Source organism: Halomonas sp. AOP5-B2-8 (assembly GCF_052376475.1).
Classification (GTDB): Bacteria; Pseudomonadota; Gammaproteobacteria; order Pseudomonadales; family Halomonadaceae; genus Vreelandella; species Vreelandella casei.
On record NZ_JBQSVS010000003.1, the window covers coordinates 145,350 to 161,896 of the forward strand.

Consider the following 16,547-nt stretch of genomic DNA (forward strand, 5'->3'; position numbering starts at 1 on the left):
TAATATTATGGAGACTCTATGTCTGATGCTATTGCGACGCTACTGGATAATAATCGTGCCTGGGCTGAGCGCATGTGCGAGGAAGATCCTGAGTACTTTAAGCGCCTCTCCAGTCAGCAAAACCCTGACTATTTGTGGATTGGTTGTTCCGATAGCCGCGTGCCAGCCAACCAAATCATTGCGCTCCCGCCTGGGGAGGTATTTGTACATCGTAACGTAGCCAATTTACTCCACCATACAGACATGAACGCTCTGTCGGTGGTTCAGTTTGCCGTGGACGTGCTGAAAGTTAGCCATATTATGATTGTGGGTCACTACGGCTGTGGCGGCATTAAGGCGGCCATGACCGGAGGCGAGTGCGGCGTCGTCGATTACTGGCTGCACTCGGTGCGCGAACAGTACAACCAGCATAGAAATGCTCTCAGTCATCTTCCTATAGAGGATCAGATTGACCGTATGTGTGAAATTAACGTCAAAGCACAGGTTAATAGTCTATGTCGCACTAAGATTTTGCAGCGTGCCTGGCAGCGCGGTCAGGATATCTCAGTACATGGGTGGGTCTACGGATTAAGCGATGGCCGTGTCAAAGACCTTAACTGCACTATCACTGGCTTAGAGCAAGTCGAAACGCTTTATCGCATTGATCGCCTGCATCAAGGCGATTAAACGCCCTTACCGCGCCTGCCACTTGCGACAGGCGCGCTTCTAGCTCAAACAGTACTCACTTAGTTAATAGCGCAGGTAACGCCGGTCCCCTTTAAGCCACAGTAGCCATTAGGGTTTTTATCGAGGTACTGCTGGTGATAAGCCTCAGCGTAATAAAAAACATCCAGCGGCTTAATTTCCGTGGTAATACGCCCCTTACCCGCGTTACTCAATGCCTGTTGAAAAGCAGCGGCACTCTTTTCAGCCGCCGCTTGCTGGGCAGCCCCCGTTGTGAAAATGGCTGAACGATACTGCGAGCCAGTGTCATTTCCCTGACGGTCCCCTTGAGTAGGGTCGTGCTGCTCCCAAAATACTTGCAAGATCGTTTCAAGCGTCACTTGCTGAGGGTCAAAGATCACTCTCACTACTTCAGTGTGGCCAGTGCGCCCTGTGCAGGTCTCGTCGTAAGTCGGATTCGGAGTTTCGCCTCCAGCGTAGCCTGCTGCCGTCACGTAGACACCAGGCAGCTGCCAAAAAAGCCGCTCTACGCCCCAAAAGCATCCCATACCCAGCACTATTTGCTCATAGCCCTGGGGAAATGGTGGATGTAACGAGTGGCCACTAATAGTGTGTGTTTCACTCGTTTCAATCGGGGCGTCGCGGCCTGACAATACGCGGCCTGTACTTGAAACAGTACTTGAAACAGTGCTGGAAAATAGCGACATATCGCCCTCACTTATTGCTGTTTGAGAATTTCAGGATTACCAGAGCGGGTAAACGTATAAATCAAATCCACCGCTTGGTTGGCGCCTGATACGGCCTGCAAATAAAGATTACGCAAAAGCGTATAGCGTAAGGTTAGTTCTGCAATTGGCGAGAAAATTCCTACCCCGTAACTAATACGAAGATCGTCCGTCAACTGACCACTCACGGCAACTTGGCTATCGTCACCAGCGCCGGTGGTATCTAGGGACAAGTCATCAATACCAAAAGCCTGGCCGATTGAGCCCACTGCACCGCCTGTCCGCCCCAGTGACATGCCAATTAACGCGGTTGTCAAAGCACTATCAATACCGCCACCCGCAGCATCCGGCGCGCGGCCACGTAGAAGATAAGATAATGCGCTCGATTCATTCATCGCAGGCTCAGAGAATATCGCTACATTAGGTTCTTGGGCGTTGCCCGTTACCCGCAGACCAGCGATGACATCGTCCTCGGTTACATCCGGATTGCGAATCGCTTCGAAATCAAGCCTAGGCTGGCCAGGAGGACCGCTGAACAGTATTTCTCCGCGACGAATCAACAGGTCCTGCCCAAAAGCCTGGAACCGACCGTCAACCAGATTCACATCACCAAACAGCTGCAATGCCCCGCCGCTTTGACGAATTTCTAGCGATCCCCCAAGGCCTGATTTTAAACCGTAGGCCGCGAACTGCATATCGCCACCCAGGGTCAGGGTTACCAGTATATCGAGCTCCATACCGGTCGCTGCAAGCTCATCCGACGTACTTGGACCTTCACCGCTGGCAGCAACACGCTGCCTTTCAATCTCCGCCTGGCGATCCTCGCGCTCGGTAATAATCACTTCATCGCCACTGGGCGTTACTGCGGATGCCGGCATATCGCCAATTTCAAGGCGAGCCCAGGGTACATTGATATCGCCCCTTACTTGCAGCCTTTCCGGCGTCACTCGCACGCGAATATCCGGCGCGGCTTCCAGCCGACCAAACTGCGGCAATACGATCAGGATTGGCTCCTTCACGGCGTTCAAGTCCACGCCAATACGCCAGTCATCGCCGCTTGGCCAATAAGCATCACCGGTTATTTCTAAACGCCCGCGCTCAGCCGCTAGAAATCCATTAATATCGCCCTGCTCACCATCGAATGAAACAATGAGCTCACCATCTTGAACATCAACCGGAATGTCAGGGCCATTAACTTGGATACTGCGCAGCCCAAGCTGGCCCTGTAAATCAGGCTGACTGGTCGTTCCCGTTATTTGTACGCTGCCCGTCAAATCCCCGGCTAAGCGGTCCATACCCACAACCATCGGCCGATAAGGTTCTAGCGAAATATTATTGGCGCGCAGCTCCCCATTCAGCACGCCGCGCCCTAACGGATCGTTAATCGAGAGGTTAAAATTCAGATCACCCGCCTCTGCGAGAGACAGCGCAATGTCCGCATCAGCTTGAGCCTGGTTAGCCTCAACTTGCGCATCTAAACTGATTTTGGGCAATTGCACTGGCTGGCCATAGTCATTGACCGCTGTAATTGCCACATCGCTTAAGATGCGTAGATCCGCCTGCCATTGAGCGCCGCCCCGACGCCAGTTTGCGGCAAGATCCGCCGTGGTATCACCTTCTAACTGCCACTCTTCGGGCAAAAAGGGCTCTAGCATCTCCATTGGAACTTCACGCACCGTCAGCGTTGCATTACCTTGTTGCGCCGAGGCAGTAATTACCTCTTCAGAACACACAAGGCCACCTTCTTCACGACGCAAGCAAAACGGTGACAAGCGAGCCTGACCATCGGCAAGGTTGTAGCGTAAATCTAGCGGCGCTTCGAGGCGGATAGTGCCCGCTTCAGAATCAATTTCTAAGGGCGTTAAACGTGCCTGATATTGTTGACTTTGCTGATTAAAGCGGCCTTCTAATGCGATCAAAGCACGGCTTAATACTGCATCATTTTGCCCCAGAACCGTCAGCTCTAACTGATGTTGCGAAAGACGGCCGGACAACGTCGCTGTAATATCTGACAGTGATTGACCACCCGCTAATACGTTGGTCATGGCTAACTGAACATCTAACCGCGGATCTTCTAGCCCTTTCACATCAGCGGTTAGCTCAAGCTGTTCAATACGGTTTTCAGCAAAGCGCAGTGCGTTACCTTGCAAGTTGGCAATTAATTGAGGTTGGTTAAAGCTACCGCTTGCCTGCAGTGTACCCACTAAGGTGCCGGCAAGATCCGGTGACAGCGTTTGCAATTGGCGCAGGGCTATATCCGCATTCAACGACATCGCTTTTTCACTGATTTGGCCTGCCGCTTCTATGCGATTATTGCCTTGAGTGAACAGCAGTTCATCAATATCAACTTCCAAATTACTGTTAGCGTCAAAAGCAGCTTGCAGGGTTAGTGGATAGTCGCGCAGCTCGCCATCAATGGCGAGATTGGGCACGCTTATAGCCCACTGATCCTCCATCTGGCGCACTGACAGCTCAATGTCACCATTTAAATTACCGTCTAATTGATCTACAAAAAGCCCCGGGTCAAACTGATCCAAGCGCACACTCGCATCTACCTGCAACGGTGCTAACCAATTGACGGTACCTTCGCTACTCAAAGTGCTATCGCCCACGGCCAATGTGAGAGGCTGCCAGCTGAAGTGCTCAAGATCGCCTTGACCCCTGAGGTTAACTTGGGTTTGCGGAACGCTGGGACCCTGCACAGAAAGACCTAGCTGGGCACTATAGTCGCTAATAGTACCCGTTAGCTGTAGGTCTAAATCGTCGATGATATAAGGATCGACGGCATCGCCGCCCTCAAGCGTATCGGCAACCTCGTTAGAAGCAGTGGCTGTCTCATTACCCAGCAACGGCCACTGCACTTGCTCACTTTGCAAGCGCAGCTGGAAAGGCAACGTGGGTGCTAGCGCATCAATCTGCCCGCTAAGTGTAGCGTTCACCACTCCGGCGGCCTCAAGCTGCGCCTCAAGCGCATCCATTGAGCCAGACAGCACCAGGGTCAGCGTTTCACCGTTCAGCTCTGGAAACAGTTCAGGTAAGAAAAGCTCTACATCTAAGCGGGCTGCTAAAGGATAGTTGCCGCTCAGGGTAGTCTCTGCCGTTAATTCTGCCTGGGCATCCTGGGTCACGACCGACAGCTGCGTTACTTCAACGTCGCTACCGTCAGTTAAAAGCCCTAATCGAAGGCTCTCAACACTATATTCAACGGCGCCTTCTAAGCGGAAATCACTGACGGTAAATTCAGGTATCTGAACATTCACGGGCAGTGTGATATCCGGCAGCACAAGACGCTCTCGTGCTTCAAGCGGTTGTTCGACTGATTCGGCGATTTCTACTGCATCATTTTGTGGCTGATGGAGCGCTATAGAAGCATCAATAGCCTCACCATAAAGCGGCGTATCTATACCTTGGGTTAACAAAATACCAGGGGATGGCGGTAAATAGACGCGAGGCGCCTCTAAATGCGTTGGCGCGAGCCGTACCTCGTTACCTTCGGCAACGGCTGAGGAATTTAACGAACGCCAAGATACCTCGGTGCCATCAGCAAGTCGGAGGCTGACATCCTCTAGCTGTAACGAGCGCAGTTCGATAGGAAAGGGAAAGCGGATCGATAGCGGCGCACTGTCTTCTTTGGGAGGGGACTCCTGCTCACTGGCTGCTCCTAGCCGAATATCAGCCCCCACAACACGAAGCGTATCAATGCATAAGCGCTTTGACAGTACGCAGTCATCGGCCCAGGCCAATTCAAACTCATCAATACCAATGCGCGTTTCACCCAGTCTTAGCTGAAAATCCTCAATCACGAAATGATCGAGTAAACCGCCTTCATGATGGGCGTACGAGAAAAAATCGCGCTGCTCGCCTTGTGAAAGCAACATGCCCGTTCCCCATGGGGATAGCGCGGTACCCAGAATTAACGCTACAAGCCCAAACAGCCAAATGGGCAGCAGGATAATGATACGCACCAGACTCCAAACCAACAGCCAGATTCGAGATTTCGAAGACAGCACATGGCGCTGTTCAGCAGTAGATGATTCAACCTGTGACAAGTCTTTCTCCTAGAATTCCGGTCCGATGGAAAAATGCAAGCGAAAAGCATCTTCATCGTCAAAGGGATGGGCAATGTCTAAGCGAATTGGTCCCACCGGCGAGATCCAGCGTACGCCTGCGCCCGCACCGGTTTTCAGATCATCGGGAGCCCAGTCATCAAAGGCATCACCATTATCAACAAACGTGGCCGCCCACCAGTCGCCGGTAACACGCCGCTGATACTCCAGTGTCGACGTCAGCATTTGCTGACCACCCCGTAGACGCCCTTCATCATTACGCGGAGAGAGGCTTTCATAGGAGTAACCGCGTACGCTGCGATCACCGCCGGCAAAAAAGCGTAGCGATGGAGGCAACTTATCAAAGTCTTCCGTTTCTATCGCCCCTACACTGATGCGCGCTAAAAAGCGGTTATCGTTACCGATGGTACGAATCCATTCCGTATCCCCCGTCATGCGTGCAAACTGTGCATCCGAGCCCCAAACGGTGTCTGAGTATTCGAACGAAAGCTGCTGACGATCGCCCCATAGAGGGAAGCGCTGGGGCCGCGTGCGGGTACGCGTCCACTGAACACCGGGATAGAAGAGCCAAACTTTATCGGCCTCGCCGCCCTGTACAAAGTCTACATAGCTGGTGCGAAGGTACAGCAGCTGGACCCAGTCATTGTCAAACTGCCAGCGCCGCGCAAATTCCACGGTGCCTTCTAGCAACTCAGTATCGTTGTCATCAAGATTACGAACGCCGTATTGAAGCCGGTAGCTATCGCGTAACGGGTTTTCAAGAGGTATGTCGTATACCCCGGTGAAACGTTGCTCTGGTGCAGATAAATAAAGATCGTGGTCAAGGCTATGGCCATACCGATTGATCCACGGCTGTTCCCAGCCAAAGCGAAGGCGCGGGCCCACATCGGTGGCGAAACCGATACCTACCTCAAACTGATGGCGATCCGCAGGTTCAACGCTGACATCAATAGGAAGCTCTTTATCATCGGGTTTATTAATACTGAGTGCACCGGCTAAGGCAGCACTGCTCAAACGCGGGCGCTGCGGTTGAGAGGGCGTAGCCTCACTCCACCAAGGATCACTCTCGCCAGGAGGCGCAATAGTTAACTCCTGAGCGGTTGCGAGACGTGGGCGCACGGAAATAGAACTGAACCAGCCTGTGTCAGCGAGACGTTGACTATAAAGCGCTAAATTTTCTGCCAAATAGGGATCGCCAGACTCAAAGGGCTGTATACGGCGAAGACGGTCAAGTTCAATATGACTACCCTTGATCGAGGTGGGGCCAAATTGATAACGCGCACCGCTGTCAAAATCCATGTACAAGCGAGCACTTTGCAAGTACGGGCGAACCTCCATGCGCTTGTCGGTAAACCCCCAGTCAAAATACCCGCGCTCAATGGCTAGGCCGGACAGTTGACCACTAAGGCGATCCCACGGTGCATGGCGTAATACGTCACCCTCTTTAAGAGGAAACGCCTCTAATGCATCTTGAAAAGGCGGGTCATCTCTCGCACCGCCTTCAACGTTAACGGATAGTGTTTCGACTTTTACTTGCGGCCCCGGCTCAATGGTCAGCCACACACGGTCATCGGTGTTTCTTTCCAGCGTTATCTCTGGCTCATAGTAACCATATACGCGCATGGCTTCTTGAGTCCGGCGGCGCACTTCGCCCTCTAAGCGAGCGTCGGTATATTGCTCGGCGTCGACATTCTGTAAGTAGGCTTTAATGTTTTTATCGACTTCTCCGGTGATCCCCTCAATGGTCGCATCAACGGCCAATGCCCCAGATGATGCACAAAAAAGTGGTAGCACTACAAAAAAAACTCGCCCTGTAGCTGAAGTCCATCGCTGTTGTCTTCCCATACATTTTTTTCCTAAACTATATCAGCGGCTTCATCGTTCTACCCATTTAATGCATTAGCAAATCACAGGTGTCGACGTCAGAATATTCTTTCTTTAACGCAACATTTCTAACTGAGCACTGAAGGCGAGCTGCGCTTGACGCACCTGGCGCAGATCGCTTTCAAGTGTACCTAAGCGCTGGCTCCACTGCTGCTCTAATGCCTGCAAAGCTTCTTGGTCAACCGGGTCTTCACTATCATCGATCGCTGCTTCAAACGAGTCGAATCGCGTTGCGAACTCGTCTCTTTGCGCTGCCAACTGCCCTTCCCAAGAGCGGCTAGCGCTGTCGATCTGGCTATCCTGTTCTTCAAGCCGCTGGTCAGTGAGTTGCTCTAAATGGGCAACTTCTTCAACCAAACTTTGTCGACCCGATACGCCCGTCTGCTCTAGTGTATTAAGCGATTCGCGAATCGCCATCAGCTGACTATCGCGAAGCGCCGCCCGCTCTTGAAACTGCTTTATCTGCTGTGCGAGAGCATTAATCGAATCACTTGAAACCATATCATCACTATTAGTGAGCAGGCCGTACAGCTCTTCGCGAGTATCAATAAGCGAAACAGATAGCTGCTCTTGCTCCTGGAACAGCGTCGACATTTGCGCCTGCACAAAGGTAATCGTGTCTTGCACATCACCGTCGCCTGAATCAAGCCGGGCATGAACATTGGACACCTCTCCGCTGACCACGCGCAGTTCATCTAACAATCGTTCACGCTCATACCAAAGTCCAGCCGCTGCTGCGATCAAGACTCCCATGATCAAAAATATGAATAGCCACAGCGGCCAGAGCGCCGGCCCTTTTCGATGGCGTATAGGTTGCGTCGTCAAGCTTTGATCCACGTCGGGTACAATACGAGAGGAGGCGCTAGCGTCTGGCATGACATTTCCTCAAAGAGTCTTCGGATCGGCACGGCGGCCTATTCCCCGGTACATTATTCCACAGCTGGCAACAAACTCAGGATCATAAATATTACGTCCGTCTAGTACTAGCTTAGCGTCTAATAACGACGCTAGCCGATGCCAGTCAGGATTCCAATACGTTTTCCATTCTGTGACTAGCATCAACACGTCGGCCCCTTCACACGCCTGATAGGGGTCATGGGTAAACGTACGCAGGTCATCGCGCTCACCCACAAAAGCCCGAAGCGCTGGGACGGCGGCGGGGTCATGCAACTGAACCGTCACGCCCTGGGCCCATAATGCCTCAAGCAGCGTCAGCACCGGGGCATGATCGATACGTGCGGTACCAGGCTTAAAGGCAGCGCCCCAAATCGCGACTGTTTTGCCCGCAAGCTCGCCACCAAAGTGCGACCATAGTTTACGAAACAGCGTCTCTTTTTTCTGCTCGTTGATGTCCATTACCTGCTCAAGCAGGGCTGAGTAGCGGCCGCTCTGCAACTGAACATCGGCTAAGCGCATCAAGTCACGCGAGAAGCTAGGGCCACCAAAACCACAGCCTGGATACAGATATTCAAAACCGATGCGAGAATCGGCACCCATCCCTTGGCGAACATGCTCAACATCAACGCCTAGCGTATCCGCCAAACCGGCTATTTCATTCATGTAACTAATGCGCGTCGCCAGCATGCCATTAATGGCTAGCTTCGTTAACTCGGCGGCACGGCGCGGCATGCACTGAAATACTTCGCTGCGCCGATTAAACGCGCGTAAAAGCTCTCTTGCCACTTGCTCGCCGGTGGCATCATCACAACCCAGCAGCCACCTCGTCGGGCGAGTAAATGAATCCCAAGCACGGCCTTCTTCTAAGGTGTCAGGAAGGGCTACGCTGGTGTGCTGAGCGCCCATCAGCGTATGCAGGCGCTCGGTTTCCCCTACCGGAAAGGTCGAATTATTGACCAGTACAATACCATGCTGATCGGCTAACAGCGGATCTTCAAGCAGCGTGCTGGCAGCGCCGCGTTGAGCAGGTGATAACGCTAACCAGATAACGTCAGGGATAGCGGCTTCTGACAGCTGCTCAATGACTTGAAGCGTGCCCTCCGCTAAGCCCTGCTCAAGGTGCGCCCTCAACTGAGGTTCGCTCCGTAGCCAGTCGACCTGTGAAAGAGCAGACCAGGGCGCGTCCGCGTGTGGCAGCCACTGCACTTGATGGCCTACCCAAGCTAACGCGGCAGCGGCGGTCGCGGCACTTAATTCGCTTCCATAAAGTAGCACCCGCATGCATTACTCTCCTAGGTGGTAACGCGACAGCAGCGTTTGAAAAGCTTTTCCAAGCTCAAGATGACGACGAGCATAAGCGAGCGTAGCAAATACGTAGCATGGCTAACAGCTCATGGAATCACAGGTCTATCAACAATCGTAATCATCTCCTTGGGAATAGCCTTCGATGCGTGCAAGCAGCGAGCGCCAAATCCAGCCACGGGGAGCACGGCCTTGCGAATCATAGAGAGGTCCTTTTCATGCGTTCCGACACAGGAGTGGTTAGAATGTCCATAATACTGAAGGCGCGGGTGGATGCCACCTCGCATTAGACGATAACGATTGGGCAGCGTGTAATTATTTCACCAACTGTGCAATGACAACGGAAGCCACACTATGCAAGCGACACCACAGGATAGCACTGCTGACCACTATCAAGGCAACGTCGATGCAGCGGAAGTCGCTAAATTTGAGGCACTTGCGAGCCGCTGGTGGGACCAACAGGGCGAATTTAAACCGCTGCACGAGATAAATCCGCTGCGCTTGGATTTTATTGATGCCCGCGCTGGTCTAGCCGGGAAAAAAGTCCTTGATGTAGGCTGCGGCGGCGGCATTTTAAGCGAGTCTATGGCACATCGCGGGGCTAAGGTGACAGGCATTGACTTGGGTGAAGCCCCCCTAGCGGTCGCCCGCCTGCATGCGCAAGAGCGTGGCGTTGAAGTCGATTATCAGCACATTAGCGTAGAGGCCATGGCGGCCAAGCAGCCCGGCTTTTATGATGCGGTTACCTGCATGGAAATGCTTGAGCATGTGCCCGACCCCGCATCGGTGATCAGAGCCTGCAGTGCCCTTGTAAGACCGGGCGGCTATGTATTTTTCTCAACGCTAAATCGAACCGCAAAATCCTATGCGTTTGCCATTTTAGGGGCGGAATATGTACTCAAACTGCTGCCCCGCGGCACCCATAGCTATGCAAAATTTATTCGCCCGTCAGAAATGGCCGCTTGGTCGCGCAACAGCGGCTTAGAAGTGCGTGAACAGACAGGACTTACCTACAATCCTTTAACACGCCGCTATCGCTTGGCTAGCCACGATGTCTCGGTCAACTACATGATGTACTGCCGCAAGGTGAGCAGTTAAATGACCAAGCAAGCACCGCAAGCGATTCTCTTTGACCTAGACGGCACCCTCGTCGATACCGCACCGGATTTGGCGAATGCCACCAACGTGTTGCGCAGCCATCATGGCTTAGCGCCACTCCCGTTTGAGGTAATACGCCGTGAGGTATCTAACGGCGGTAATGCGCTGGTGACGCTGGCGCTTGGGCTCGATATTGATTCGTCACAACATATACAGGCACGAGAGTTTTTACTGGATGCGTACGAACAGGCCGTCGCTGTTCATAGCCGAGTTTTTTCGCCTTTGGACGTTTGGCTGAATGATTGGCATCGCAATGGGCAACCGTGGGGAATTGTGACCAATAAACCGCGCCGATATACCCTGCCACTGCTCGAAAAGCTGAATTTACAGCCAGGGGCGCTGCTATGCGCGGATGACTTGAGTGTCAAAAAACCGGCACCTGAACCACTATGGGAAGCTGCCAAGCGCTTGAACGTTAAGCCGGAGCAGTGCTGGTATGTTGGCGATCATGTTCGCGATATAGAAGCCGCCGTAGCAGCCGGAATGACGGCGGTAGCGGTGGGCTATGGCTATATTAGCAAAGAGGACAACTATAAGGATTGGCCTGCAGACATCTGGTTTGAAGAATGCGAAGCGCTCGTCGATGCCCTAAGCGAATTTAAACGCTAAGCGCCGTCAGGCATCGAGACATTTATTATATGCGCGGCGGCTGAGCATCTAGCTTCTGGCCGCTGACTCCCGTGCTGTCGGGCCCCATTAACCATAAGTAGGTCGGCATAATGGCTTCGGGTGAGCGCAGCGCAGCCGGGTCTTCACCTGGGAAGGCAGAACGGCGCATTTGAGTGCGCGTAGCACCTGGATTCAGCGAGTTAATGCGGATATTGGGTTGGTTCTGTAATTCATCGGCCAGTACATCGACAAACCCTTCAGTGGCAAACTTAGAGACAGAATAAGCGCCCCAATAGGCACGGCCTTTGCGACCAACACTGGAAGAGGTAAAGATTACCGAGGCATCATCAGACTCTTGCAATAACGGCAGCAGCGCCTGGGTCATCCAAATTGGGCCATTGATATTGACCTGCATGACTTGCTGCCACAGCTCGGGATCGTACTGATCAAACGGTGTGATACGGCCTAACAGCCCTGCGTTGTGCAAGAGGCCATCCAAACGGCCGAACTCTTTGTCCAGCGTTTTGGCCATATCATGAAAATCTTTAAGCGTGGCACCTTCAAAGTTCAGCGGAAAAATGGCTGGCTGAGGCCCACCTGCCGCTTCGATTTCATCATAAACGCGCTCTAGCTTAGCAATAGTGCGTCCTAGCAAAATAACGGTCGCCCCATGCTGGGCATAGCTCAATGCGGCTGCGCGGCCAATTCCATCGCCTGCACCGGTTACCAACACAATGCGATTTTCCAATAGGCTGGGCGCTGGTTGATAGTCGATCTTGCAGCTCATGCTGATTCCTTCAAGCAAACGTTGTTAACTGGCTGATTGGCGTAAAAAGTCGTTCGCAAGACCTGCGGCGCTGCTTTGTGGGTAGTCATCACGCACTTGCTCAAGCAACTCTCGACTACCTTCTGCTTCACCTTGACGCGCCTTGACCAGACCCAGCTTATAAAGAGCATCAGGCACTTTACTGCTGCCGCTATAATCATTGATAACGCGGCTAAAGGACTGGTCGGCCTCCCCTAGCTCGCCTTCTGCGGCGTAAAGTTCACCCAACCAATAATGACCGTTAGCCGTTAAGCTAGTATCTGGGTGATCAGTAACAAAGGCTTCAAACGCTGCAATGGCTTCTGAAAAACGCCGGGCTTGCACGTGTGCAAAGGCTGCCTGGTAATCAGCTTGCGCGTCTTCACTTACATTTTTAGTAGAAGGCGCATTCACGACTTGCTCAGCGGCTTCAGGCTCTACGGCCGGTGTGGACTGCTCAATCTGAGTAGGGCCACTGCTCATCAACCGGTCTTCAATATCCAGGTACTGCTGCTGAGATTGACGACGCAACTGCTCTAGCTGGTGGCGTAATTCTTCTATTTGCCCCCGCAGTTGTTGAAGTTCTTGCTGATGTTCCTGCACCTGATTAAACAACACCAGATTGCCGCCAGACGATTCTTCACGCTGCGCCTGCTGATAAAAGCCATTGCTGGGAGCATTGGAAAGGTCTTGGACAAGCGGCTGTTGTGCTACGGCAATTAACGGCAATACGGACAGCGGGAGCACTAAGGCTCCCGCACCGCACAGCCTCCCAAAGTAACGTTTGAGACTGTGATTCATAACAACTCCATCGATGAAAAACGGCGTGCCATAAGCACGCCGAAATCAACCGTAGTTAAATACTTAGTAGTTAAATACAACGCGACGGTTTTGTGAAGAGGCGCTTTCGCCTTCACCACTCACTGCCGGACGTTCTTCGCCATAGCTAACAACGCTCATTTGCGAATTGGAAACACCTTGGATGTTTAAGAAACGCTTTACCGCTCCCGCACGACGCTCGCCTAGCGCCATGTTGTATTCGCGAGTACCGCGCTCGTCCGTATGCCCGTGGAGAACCACTTGTGCATTCGGGTTGGCACGTAGGTAACGCGCATGGGCCATCACTACAGATTCATATTCGCTTTTGATCGTGTCACGGTCAAAATCGAAATAAATGGTGCGCACTTCCGGAATGCGCGAATCAGCTTGCTGACCAGAACCTGAGCCTGAACCAGTAGATGAACCGTACTGGCTACCTGTGCCTGTACCGGAAGTGTTAGAACCTGTAGTGCTGCCGTCCTGGCTACCGTACGAGTCACCATCTTGGGTTCCGCCGGTGCTGGAACAGCCAGCGATTACCACGATAGATAGCACTGCTGCTAATGAGCGAGCCAACGGTTTAAGTTGCATAATCAGACTCCTTGCCTGAAAACTAAAATTTTCGATTTTCGATGTTAGTTAATTAAGTCGATCAATTTAAGAAGGGTGACCAAGCTGGATCACGTACATCACCTTGTGCTGATGGCAGTCTAAATGAAGAGCGTCCATCGGCAGAAACAGCACTTAGCACCCCACTATTACCCTCTTGGGTAGCGAAGATTACCATGGTCCCGTTCGGCGCAACACTAGGAGATTCATCTCTTGTTGATTCACTCAATACGACTAAGCGATCGCCGCTTAAATCTTGCCGTGCCACTTGATACCCGCGACTAGAACGATGTATCAAGAATATCTGCTCGCCGTCAGGAGAATAGCGACCGCGAGCGTTGTAGTTGCCGGTAAATGTCAGGCGTTTAGCCTCACCACCGCCCATCGAATACTGATAAAGCTGTGGGCCACTGCTGCGATCAGAGGTAAACAGCAGACTCTGGCCGTCTGGCGCCCAAGCTGGCTCAGTATCAATACTATTATTATTGGTGATGCGCTCTACTGAACTGCTGCCGACATCCATAATATAAATTTCGGGCTGGCCATCTTTAGACAATGACATCGCAATACGACGACCATCTGGCGACCACGCAGGTGCACCGTTAATGCCGTCAAATGACGTTGCCTGAACGCGCTGACCGGTTGCTACATCTTGAATATAGATGGCAGGGCGCTCTGTTTCAAAAGATACGTAGGCAAGCTTACTACCGTCGGGTGACCATGATGGTGACATAATCGGCTCATCAGAGGTCAATACCTGCTCGCTGCGACGCCCATCGGCATCGGCAACGTACAAACCAAACTGCATATTATCGCCAATACCTTGGGCAGTCACATAAGCAATTTTGGTTGAGAACGCACCACGGATGCCGGTGATTTCTTCAAAGATTTGATCACTAATATAGTGAGCAGCACCGCGAAGATCATTACCTCTTACGGTAACTGTCTCACCGATCATCCTACGCTGACCGCTAATGTCCATGAGCTCAAACTGCAGCTCAAAGCCACCATCGGTTGGTTGCGCGCTGCCGACGACCAAGTAGCGCACATCAAGAGAATGCCATGTGCCGAACTGAACATCGTCAGACTGGCTGGGCGTCTCAAACATAGCGCTACGTGCTAGCGGGGCAAAATAGCCACTGCGTTCAAGATCATCCTGCACAATCTGTGCGACATCTTCGGGCATGCCGTCTGAACCTGCGAACGGCACCACGCCAATGGGTAGCGCCTGATCGCTACCTCGAGTAATTTCAATCGTCAAGTTGTCGGCACTCACTGCACTACTGACGAACAGCAGCACACAGAACAACCACACTTTGCTCAAGCTTTGCATCAGCGAACATCTCCCGGAGTAAATCGCAGATTAAACTGACGTAAATTACGCTGCTGATCGGCTGGTAAATCTCTCAATTCACCAAACGGTGCAGCATGTTCCACGGCCTGCATGACAGACCTGTCAAAAGCACTATCGCCGCTTGATGTCACAATCGACGTTGCTAACAGTTCACCCGATGGACCAAGACGTACCTGTAGCGTAGCACTCATCGAATCACTTGCACCGGCCGGAATCAACCAGGCCTGCTCAACCGCACGACGAACGATATTGATAAAGCTATTGGCCGCCTGCGCAGCCTGCTGTGCATTGGCAGCTGCTTCGGCTTCACCGGCTAGCTGGCGCTGCATGGCGGCCTCCGCTGCTTCCGCGGCCTGACGTTGACGCTCCGCTTCTGCTTCAGCTTCACGACGCTGCTGCTCTTGTGCCTCACGCTGACGCTGGGCTTCGGCTTCCCGCTCGCGTTCGGCCTCTTGCTCCTCACGCTGGCGCGCCTCTTCAGCTTCACGTTTTTGTGCGGCTTCGGCCTCATCTTCTTTACGCTGCTGCTCTGCCGCTTCGCGTTGACGCTCGGCTTCGGCGGCCTCTTCTTCTTCGCGCTGCTGTTCCGCGGCTTCCTGCTCGCGCTCGGCTTCGGCGGCTGCTTCCTCCTCACGCTTTTGCTCCGCCGCCTCCTGCTGGCGTCGGGCATCTTCTACTTCACGCTGACGTTCTGCGGCGGCTTCTGCTTCAGCTTGACGCTCCGCTGTCTCTGCTGCCTGCTGCTCAGCTTGCTCGGACGCTTCTGCCGCACGGCGCAGAGCTTCGGCTTCTGCCGCCTCGCGCGCTTCTTCTAATGCCTGAGCCTCAGCTTGAGAAGCGCGTTGAGCCGCCTCTGCTGCTGCTTGCTCGGCCGCCTCTGCAGCGGCTTGTTCAGCAGCCTGCTGCTCCGCGGCGGCTTGCTGCTCGCTTGCAGAAGGCTCATCGGGAGCATCAGGCTCTGTAGGCGCGTCAGCTGGCGCACTCATGGCCGCCTGCTGATCCGTTGCCTGCTGCGCTTGATCGGTAAATGTCTCCGTACTCACTAACGTCGCCTGAACAATCGAAGAGCTATCAGGCTCTGCCGTTCGGCTGGGCAAGCTAACCAAGCTAAACAGCACAATGGCAGCGTGCACGCCTATCGCCAAAACGGTGGGCCATTTATAGCCAACATCTTGGGGGTCGTGAGAAGACTTTCCTGCCATATACGCTTTGCCCTTACCCATCTTGCGGCGGCTCAGAAAGCAGCCCCACGTTGGCAACCCCCGCACCTTGGAGGGTACTCATAAGCACAACAATTTGGCCATAGGCCACATTGCGGTCGCCACGCACCATCACCGGTGTTCCAGGACGCCGTTGCAAAATAGCCACCACGCGCTGGGACATTTCATCGAGCGTTACTGAGGTGGAGTCCTCGCCGAGAGTGATGAAGTAACCACCGTCACTGTCAACCGAAATAATGATCGGATCATTTTCCTGCTCATCAATCGGCTGAGACGAAACCTGAGGCAGCTCAACTTGCACGCCCTGAGTCAACATAGGCGCAGTGATCATGAAAATCACCAGCAGTACCAGCATAACGTCGATAAAGGGGACGACGTTAATTTCCCCCATCGGCTTGCTTTTACCGCTACGATTAAATGGTCCTTGCATAGCCG

The 16,547-nt window shown here is 53.0% G+C and carries 14 protein-coding genes and 1 pseudogene; 3 read left to right on the forward strand and 12 right to left on the reverse strand.

Annotated features, from left to right (window positions below; all coding sequences use genetic code 11):
- Positions 1–18 precede the first annotated feature (18 nt).
- Entirely contained in the window at positions 19–666 is a 648-nt protein-coding gene (can, locus tag ACT3RP_RS08235) for a carbonate dehydratase (protein WP_096280066.1), read from the forward strand.
- A gap of 59 nt (positions 667–725) precedes the next feature.
- Here the strand turns inward: can and msrA are convergent, their stop codons facing one another.
- The 6 genes and pseudogenes from msrA to ACT3RP_RS08265 all read right to left on the reverse strand — a co-directional run.
- On the reverse strand, positions 726–1,370 hold the full coding sequence (gene msrA, locus ACT3RP_RS08240; protein WP_483393612.1) for a peptide-methionine (S)-S-oxide reductase MsrA: 645 nt from the start codon (positions 1,368–1,370) through the stop codon (positions 726–728).
- Between the two features lie 11 nt (positions 1,371–1,381).
- Positions 1,382–5,437 (reverse strand): autotransporter assembly complex protein TamB, encoded by a 4,056-nt coding sequence (gene tamB, locus ACT3RP_RS08245; RefSeq protein WP_483393613.1) that lies wholly within the window; start codon positions 5,435–5,437, stop codon positions 1,382–1,384.
- Positions 5,438–5,446: 9 nt separating this feature from the next.
- Complete coding sequence (gene tamA, locus ACT3RP_RS08250) at positions 5,447–7,300, reverse strand: autotransporter assembly complex protein TamA (RefSeq protein WP_483393614.1); 1,854 nt, start codon at positions 7,298–7,300, stop codon at positions 5,447–5,449.
- A gap of 93 nt (positions 7,301–7,393) precedes the next feature.
- Positions 7,394–8,215, reverse strand: coding sequence for a hypothetical protein (locus ACT3RP_RS08255; RefSeq protein WP_483393615.1), 822 nt, complete (start codon positions 8,213–8,215; stop codon positions 7,394–7,396).
- A 9-nt stretch (positions 8,216–8,224) separates the two neighbouring features.
- Positions 8,225–9,517 (reverse strand): nucleotide sugar dehydrogenase, encoded by a 1,293-nt coding sequence (locus tag ACT3RP_RS08260; RefSeq protein ID WP_096280075.1) that lies wholly within the window; start codon positions 9,515–9,517, stop codon positions 8,225–8,227.
- A 116-nt stretch (positions 9,518–9,633) separates the two neighbouring features.
- Positions 9,634–9,741, reverse strand: a pseudogene (locus tag ACT3RP_RS08265) (UTP--glucose-1-phosphate uridylyltransferase); the annotation flags it as partial.
- Between the two features lie 151 nt (positions 9,742–9,892).
- Here ACT3RP_RS08265 and ubiG point away from each other — a divergent pair.
- On the forward strand, positions 9,893–10,636 hold the full coding sequence (gene ubiG, locus ACT3RP_RS08270; protein WP_483393616.1) for a bifunctional 2-polyprenyl-6-hydroxyphenol methylase/3-demethylubiquinol 3-O-methyltransferase UbiG: 744 nt from the start codon (positions 9,893–9,895) through the stop codon (positions 10,634–10,636).
- A complete protein-coding gene (locus ACT3RP_RS08275) occupies positions 10,637–11,305 on the forward strand; it encodes an HAD-IA family hydrolase (protein ID WP_096280080.1) in 669 nt (222 codons plus the stop codon).
- A gap of 25 nt (positions 11,306–11,330) precedes the next feature.
- Here the strand turns inward: ACT3RP_RS08275 and ACT3RP_RS08280 are convergent, their stop codons facing one another.
- The 6 genes from ACT3RP_RS08280 to tolR all read right to left on the reverse strand — a co-directional run bounded on the left by ACT3RP_RS08280 (position 11,331) and on the right by tolR (position 16,542).
- Positions 11,331–12,092, reverse strand: coding sequence for a YciK family oxidoreductase (locus ACT3RP_RS08280; protein ID WP_483393617.1), 762 nt, complete (start codon positions 12,090–12,092; stop codon positions 11,331–11,333).
- Between the two features lie 24 nt (positions 12,093–12,116).
- Positions 12,117–12,911: a tol-pal system protein YbgF gene (gene ybgF / locus ACT3RP_RS08285; RefSeq protein ID WP_096280084.1), complete on the reverse strand. Its 795-nt coding sequence runs from the start codon at positions 12,909–12,911 to the stop codon at positions 12,117–12,119.
- Between the two features lie 63 nt (positions 12,912–12,974).
- Entirely contained in the window at positions 12,975–13,520 is a 546-nt protein-coding gene (gene pal, locus ACT3RP_RS08290) for a peptidoglycan-associated lipoprotein Pal (RefSeq protein WP_096280086.1), read from the reverse strand.
- A gap of 61 nt (positions 13,521–13,581) precedes the next feature.
- Positions 13,582–14,871 carry a Tol-Pal system beta propeller repeat protein TolB gene (tolB, locus tag ACT3RP_RS08295; RefSeq protein WP_096280088.1) on the reverse strand — a complete coding sequence of 430 codons (1,290 nt, stop codon included), beginning with the start codon at positions 14,869–14,871 and terminating at the stop codon, positions 13,582–13,584.
- Entirely contained in the window at positions 14,871–16,115 is a 1,245-nt protein-coding gene (tolA, locus tag ACT3RP_RS08300) for a cell envelope integrity protein TolA (protein WP_483393725.1), read from the reverse strand. Before tolA ends, tolB begins: the two co-directional genes overlap by 1 nt.
- Complete coding sequence (gene tolR / locus ACT3RP_RS08305; RefSeq protein WP_096280092.1) at positions 16,108–16,542, reverse strand: protein TolR; 435 nt, start codon at positions 16,540–16,542, stop codon at positions 16,108–16,110. Before tolR ends, tolA begins: the two co-directional genes overlap by 8 nt.
- Between the last annotated feature and the right edge of the window lie 5 nt (positions 16,543–16,547).

What these genes read in the sequence shown, in the direction of transcription:
- can (WP_096280066.1), top strand. Translation starts at nt 19, where the DNA reads ATGTCTGATGCTATTGCGACGCTACTGGATAATAATCGTGCCTGGGCT.
- msrA (WP_483393612.1), bottom strand. Translation starts at nt 1,370, where the DNA reads ATGTCGCTATTTTCCAGCACTGTTTCAAGTACTGTTTCAAGTACAGGC.
- tamA (WP_483393614.1), bottom strand. Translation starts at nt 7,300, where the DNA reads ATGGGAAGACAACAGCGATGGACTTCAGCTACAGGGCGAGTTTTTTTT.
- ACT3RP_RS08255 (WP_483393615.1), bottom strand. Translation starts at nt 8,215, where the DNA reads ATGCCAGACGCTAGCGCCTCCTCTCGTATTGTACCCGACGTGGATCAA.
- ACT3RP_RS08260 (WP_096280075.1), bottom strand. Translation starts at nt 9,517, where the DNA reads ATGCGGGTGCTACTTTATGGAAGCGAATTAAGTGCCGCGACCGCCGCT.
- ubiG (WP_483393616.1), top strand. Translation starts at nt 9,893, where the DNA reads ATGCAAGCGACACCACAGGATAGCACTGCTGACCACTATCAAGGCAAC.
- ACT3RP_RS08275 (WP_096280080.1), top strand. Translation starts at nt 10,637, where the DNA reads ATGACCAAGCAAGCACCGCAAGCGATTCTCTTTGACCTAGACGGCACC.
- ACT3RP_RS08280 (WP_483393617.1), bottom strand. Translation starts at nt 12,092, where the DNA reads ATGAGCTGCAAGATCGACTATCAACCAGCGCCCAGCCTATTGGAAAAT.
- ybgF (WP_096280084.1), bottom strand. Translation starts at nt 12,911, where the DNA reads ATGAATCACAGTCTCAAACGTTACTTTGGGAGGCTGTGCGGTGCGGGA.
- pal (WP_096280086.1), bottom strand. Translation starts at nt 13,520, where the DNA reads ATGCAACTTAAACCGTTGGCTCGCTCATTAGCAGCAGTGCTATCTATC.
- tolB (WP_096280088.1), bottom strand. Translation starts at nt 14,871, where the DNA reads ATGCAAAGCTTGAGCAAAGTGTGGTTGTTCTGTGTGCTGCTGTTCGTC.
- tolA (WP_483393725.1), bottom strand. Translation starts at nt 16,115, where the DNA reads ATGGGTAAGGGCAAAGCGTATATGGCAGGAAAGTCTTCTCACGACCCC.
- tolR (WP_096280092.1), bottom strand. Translation starts at nt 16,542, where the DNA reads ATGCAAGGACCATTTAATCGTAGCGGTAAAAGCAAGCCGATGGGGGAA.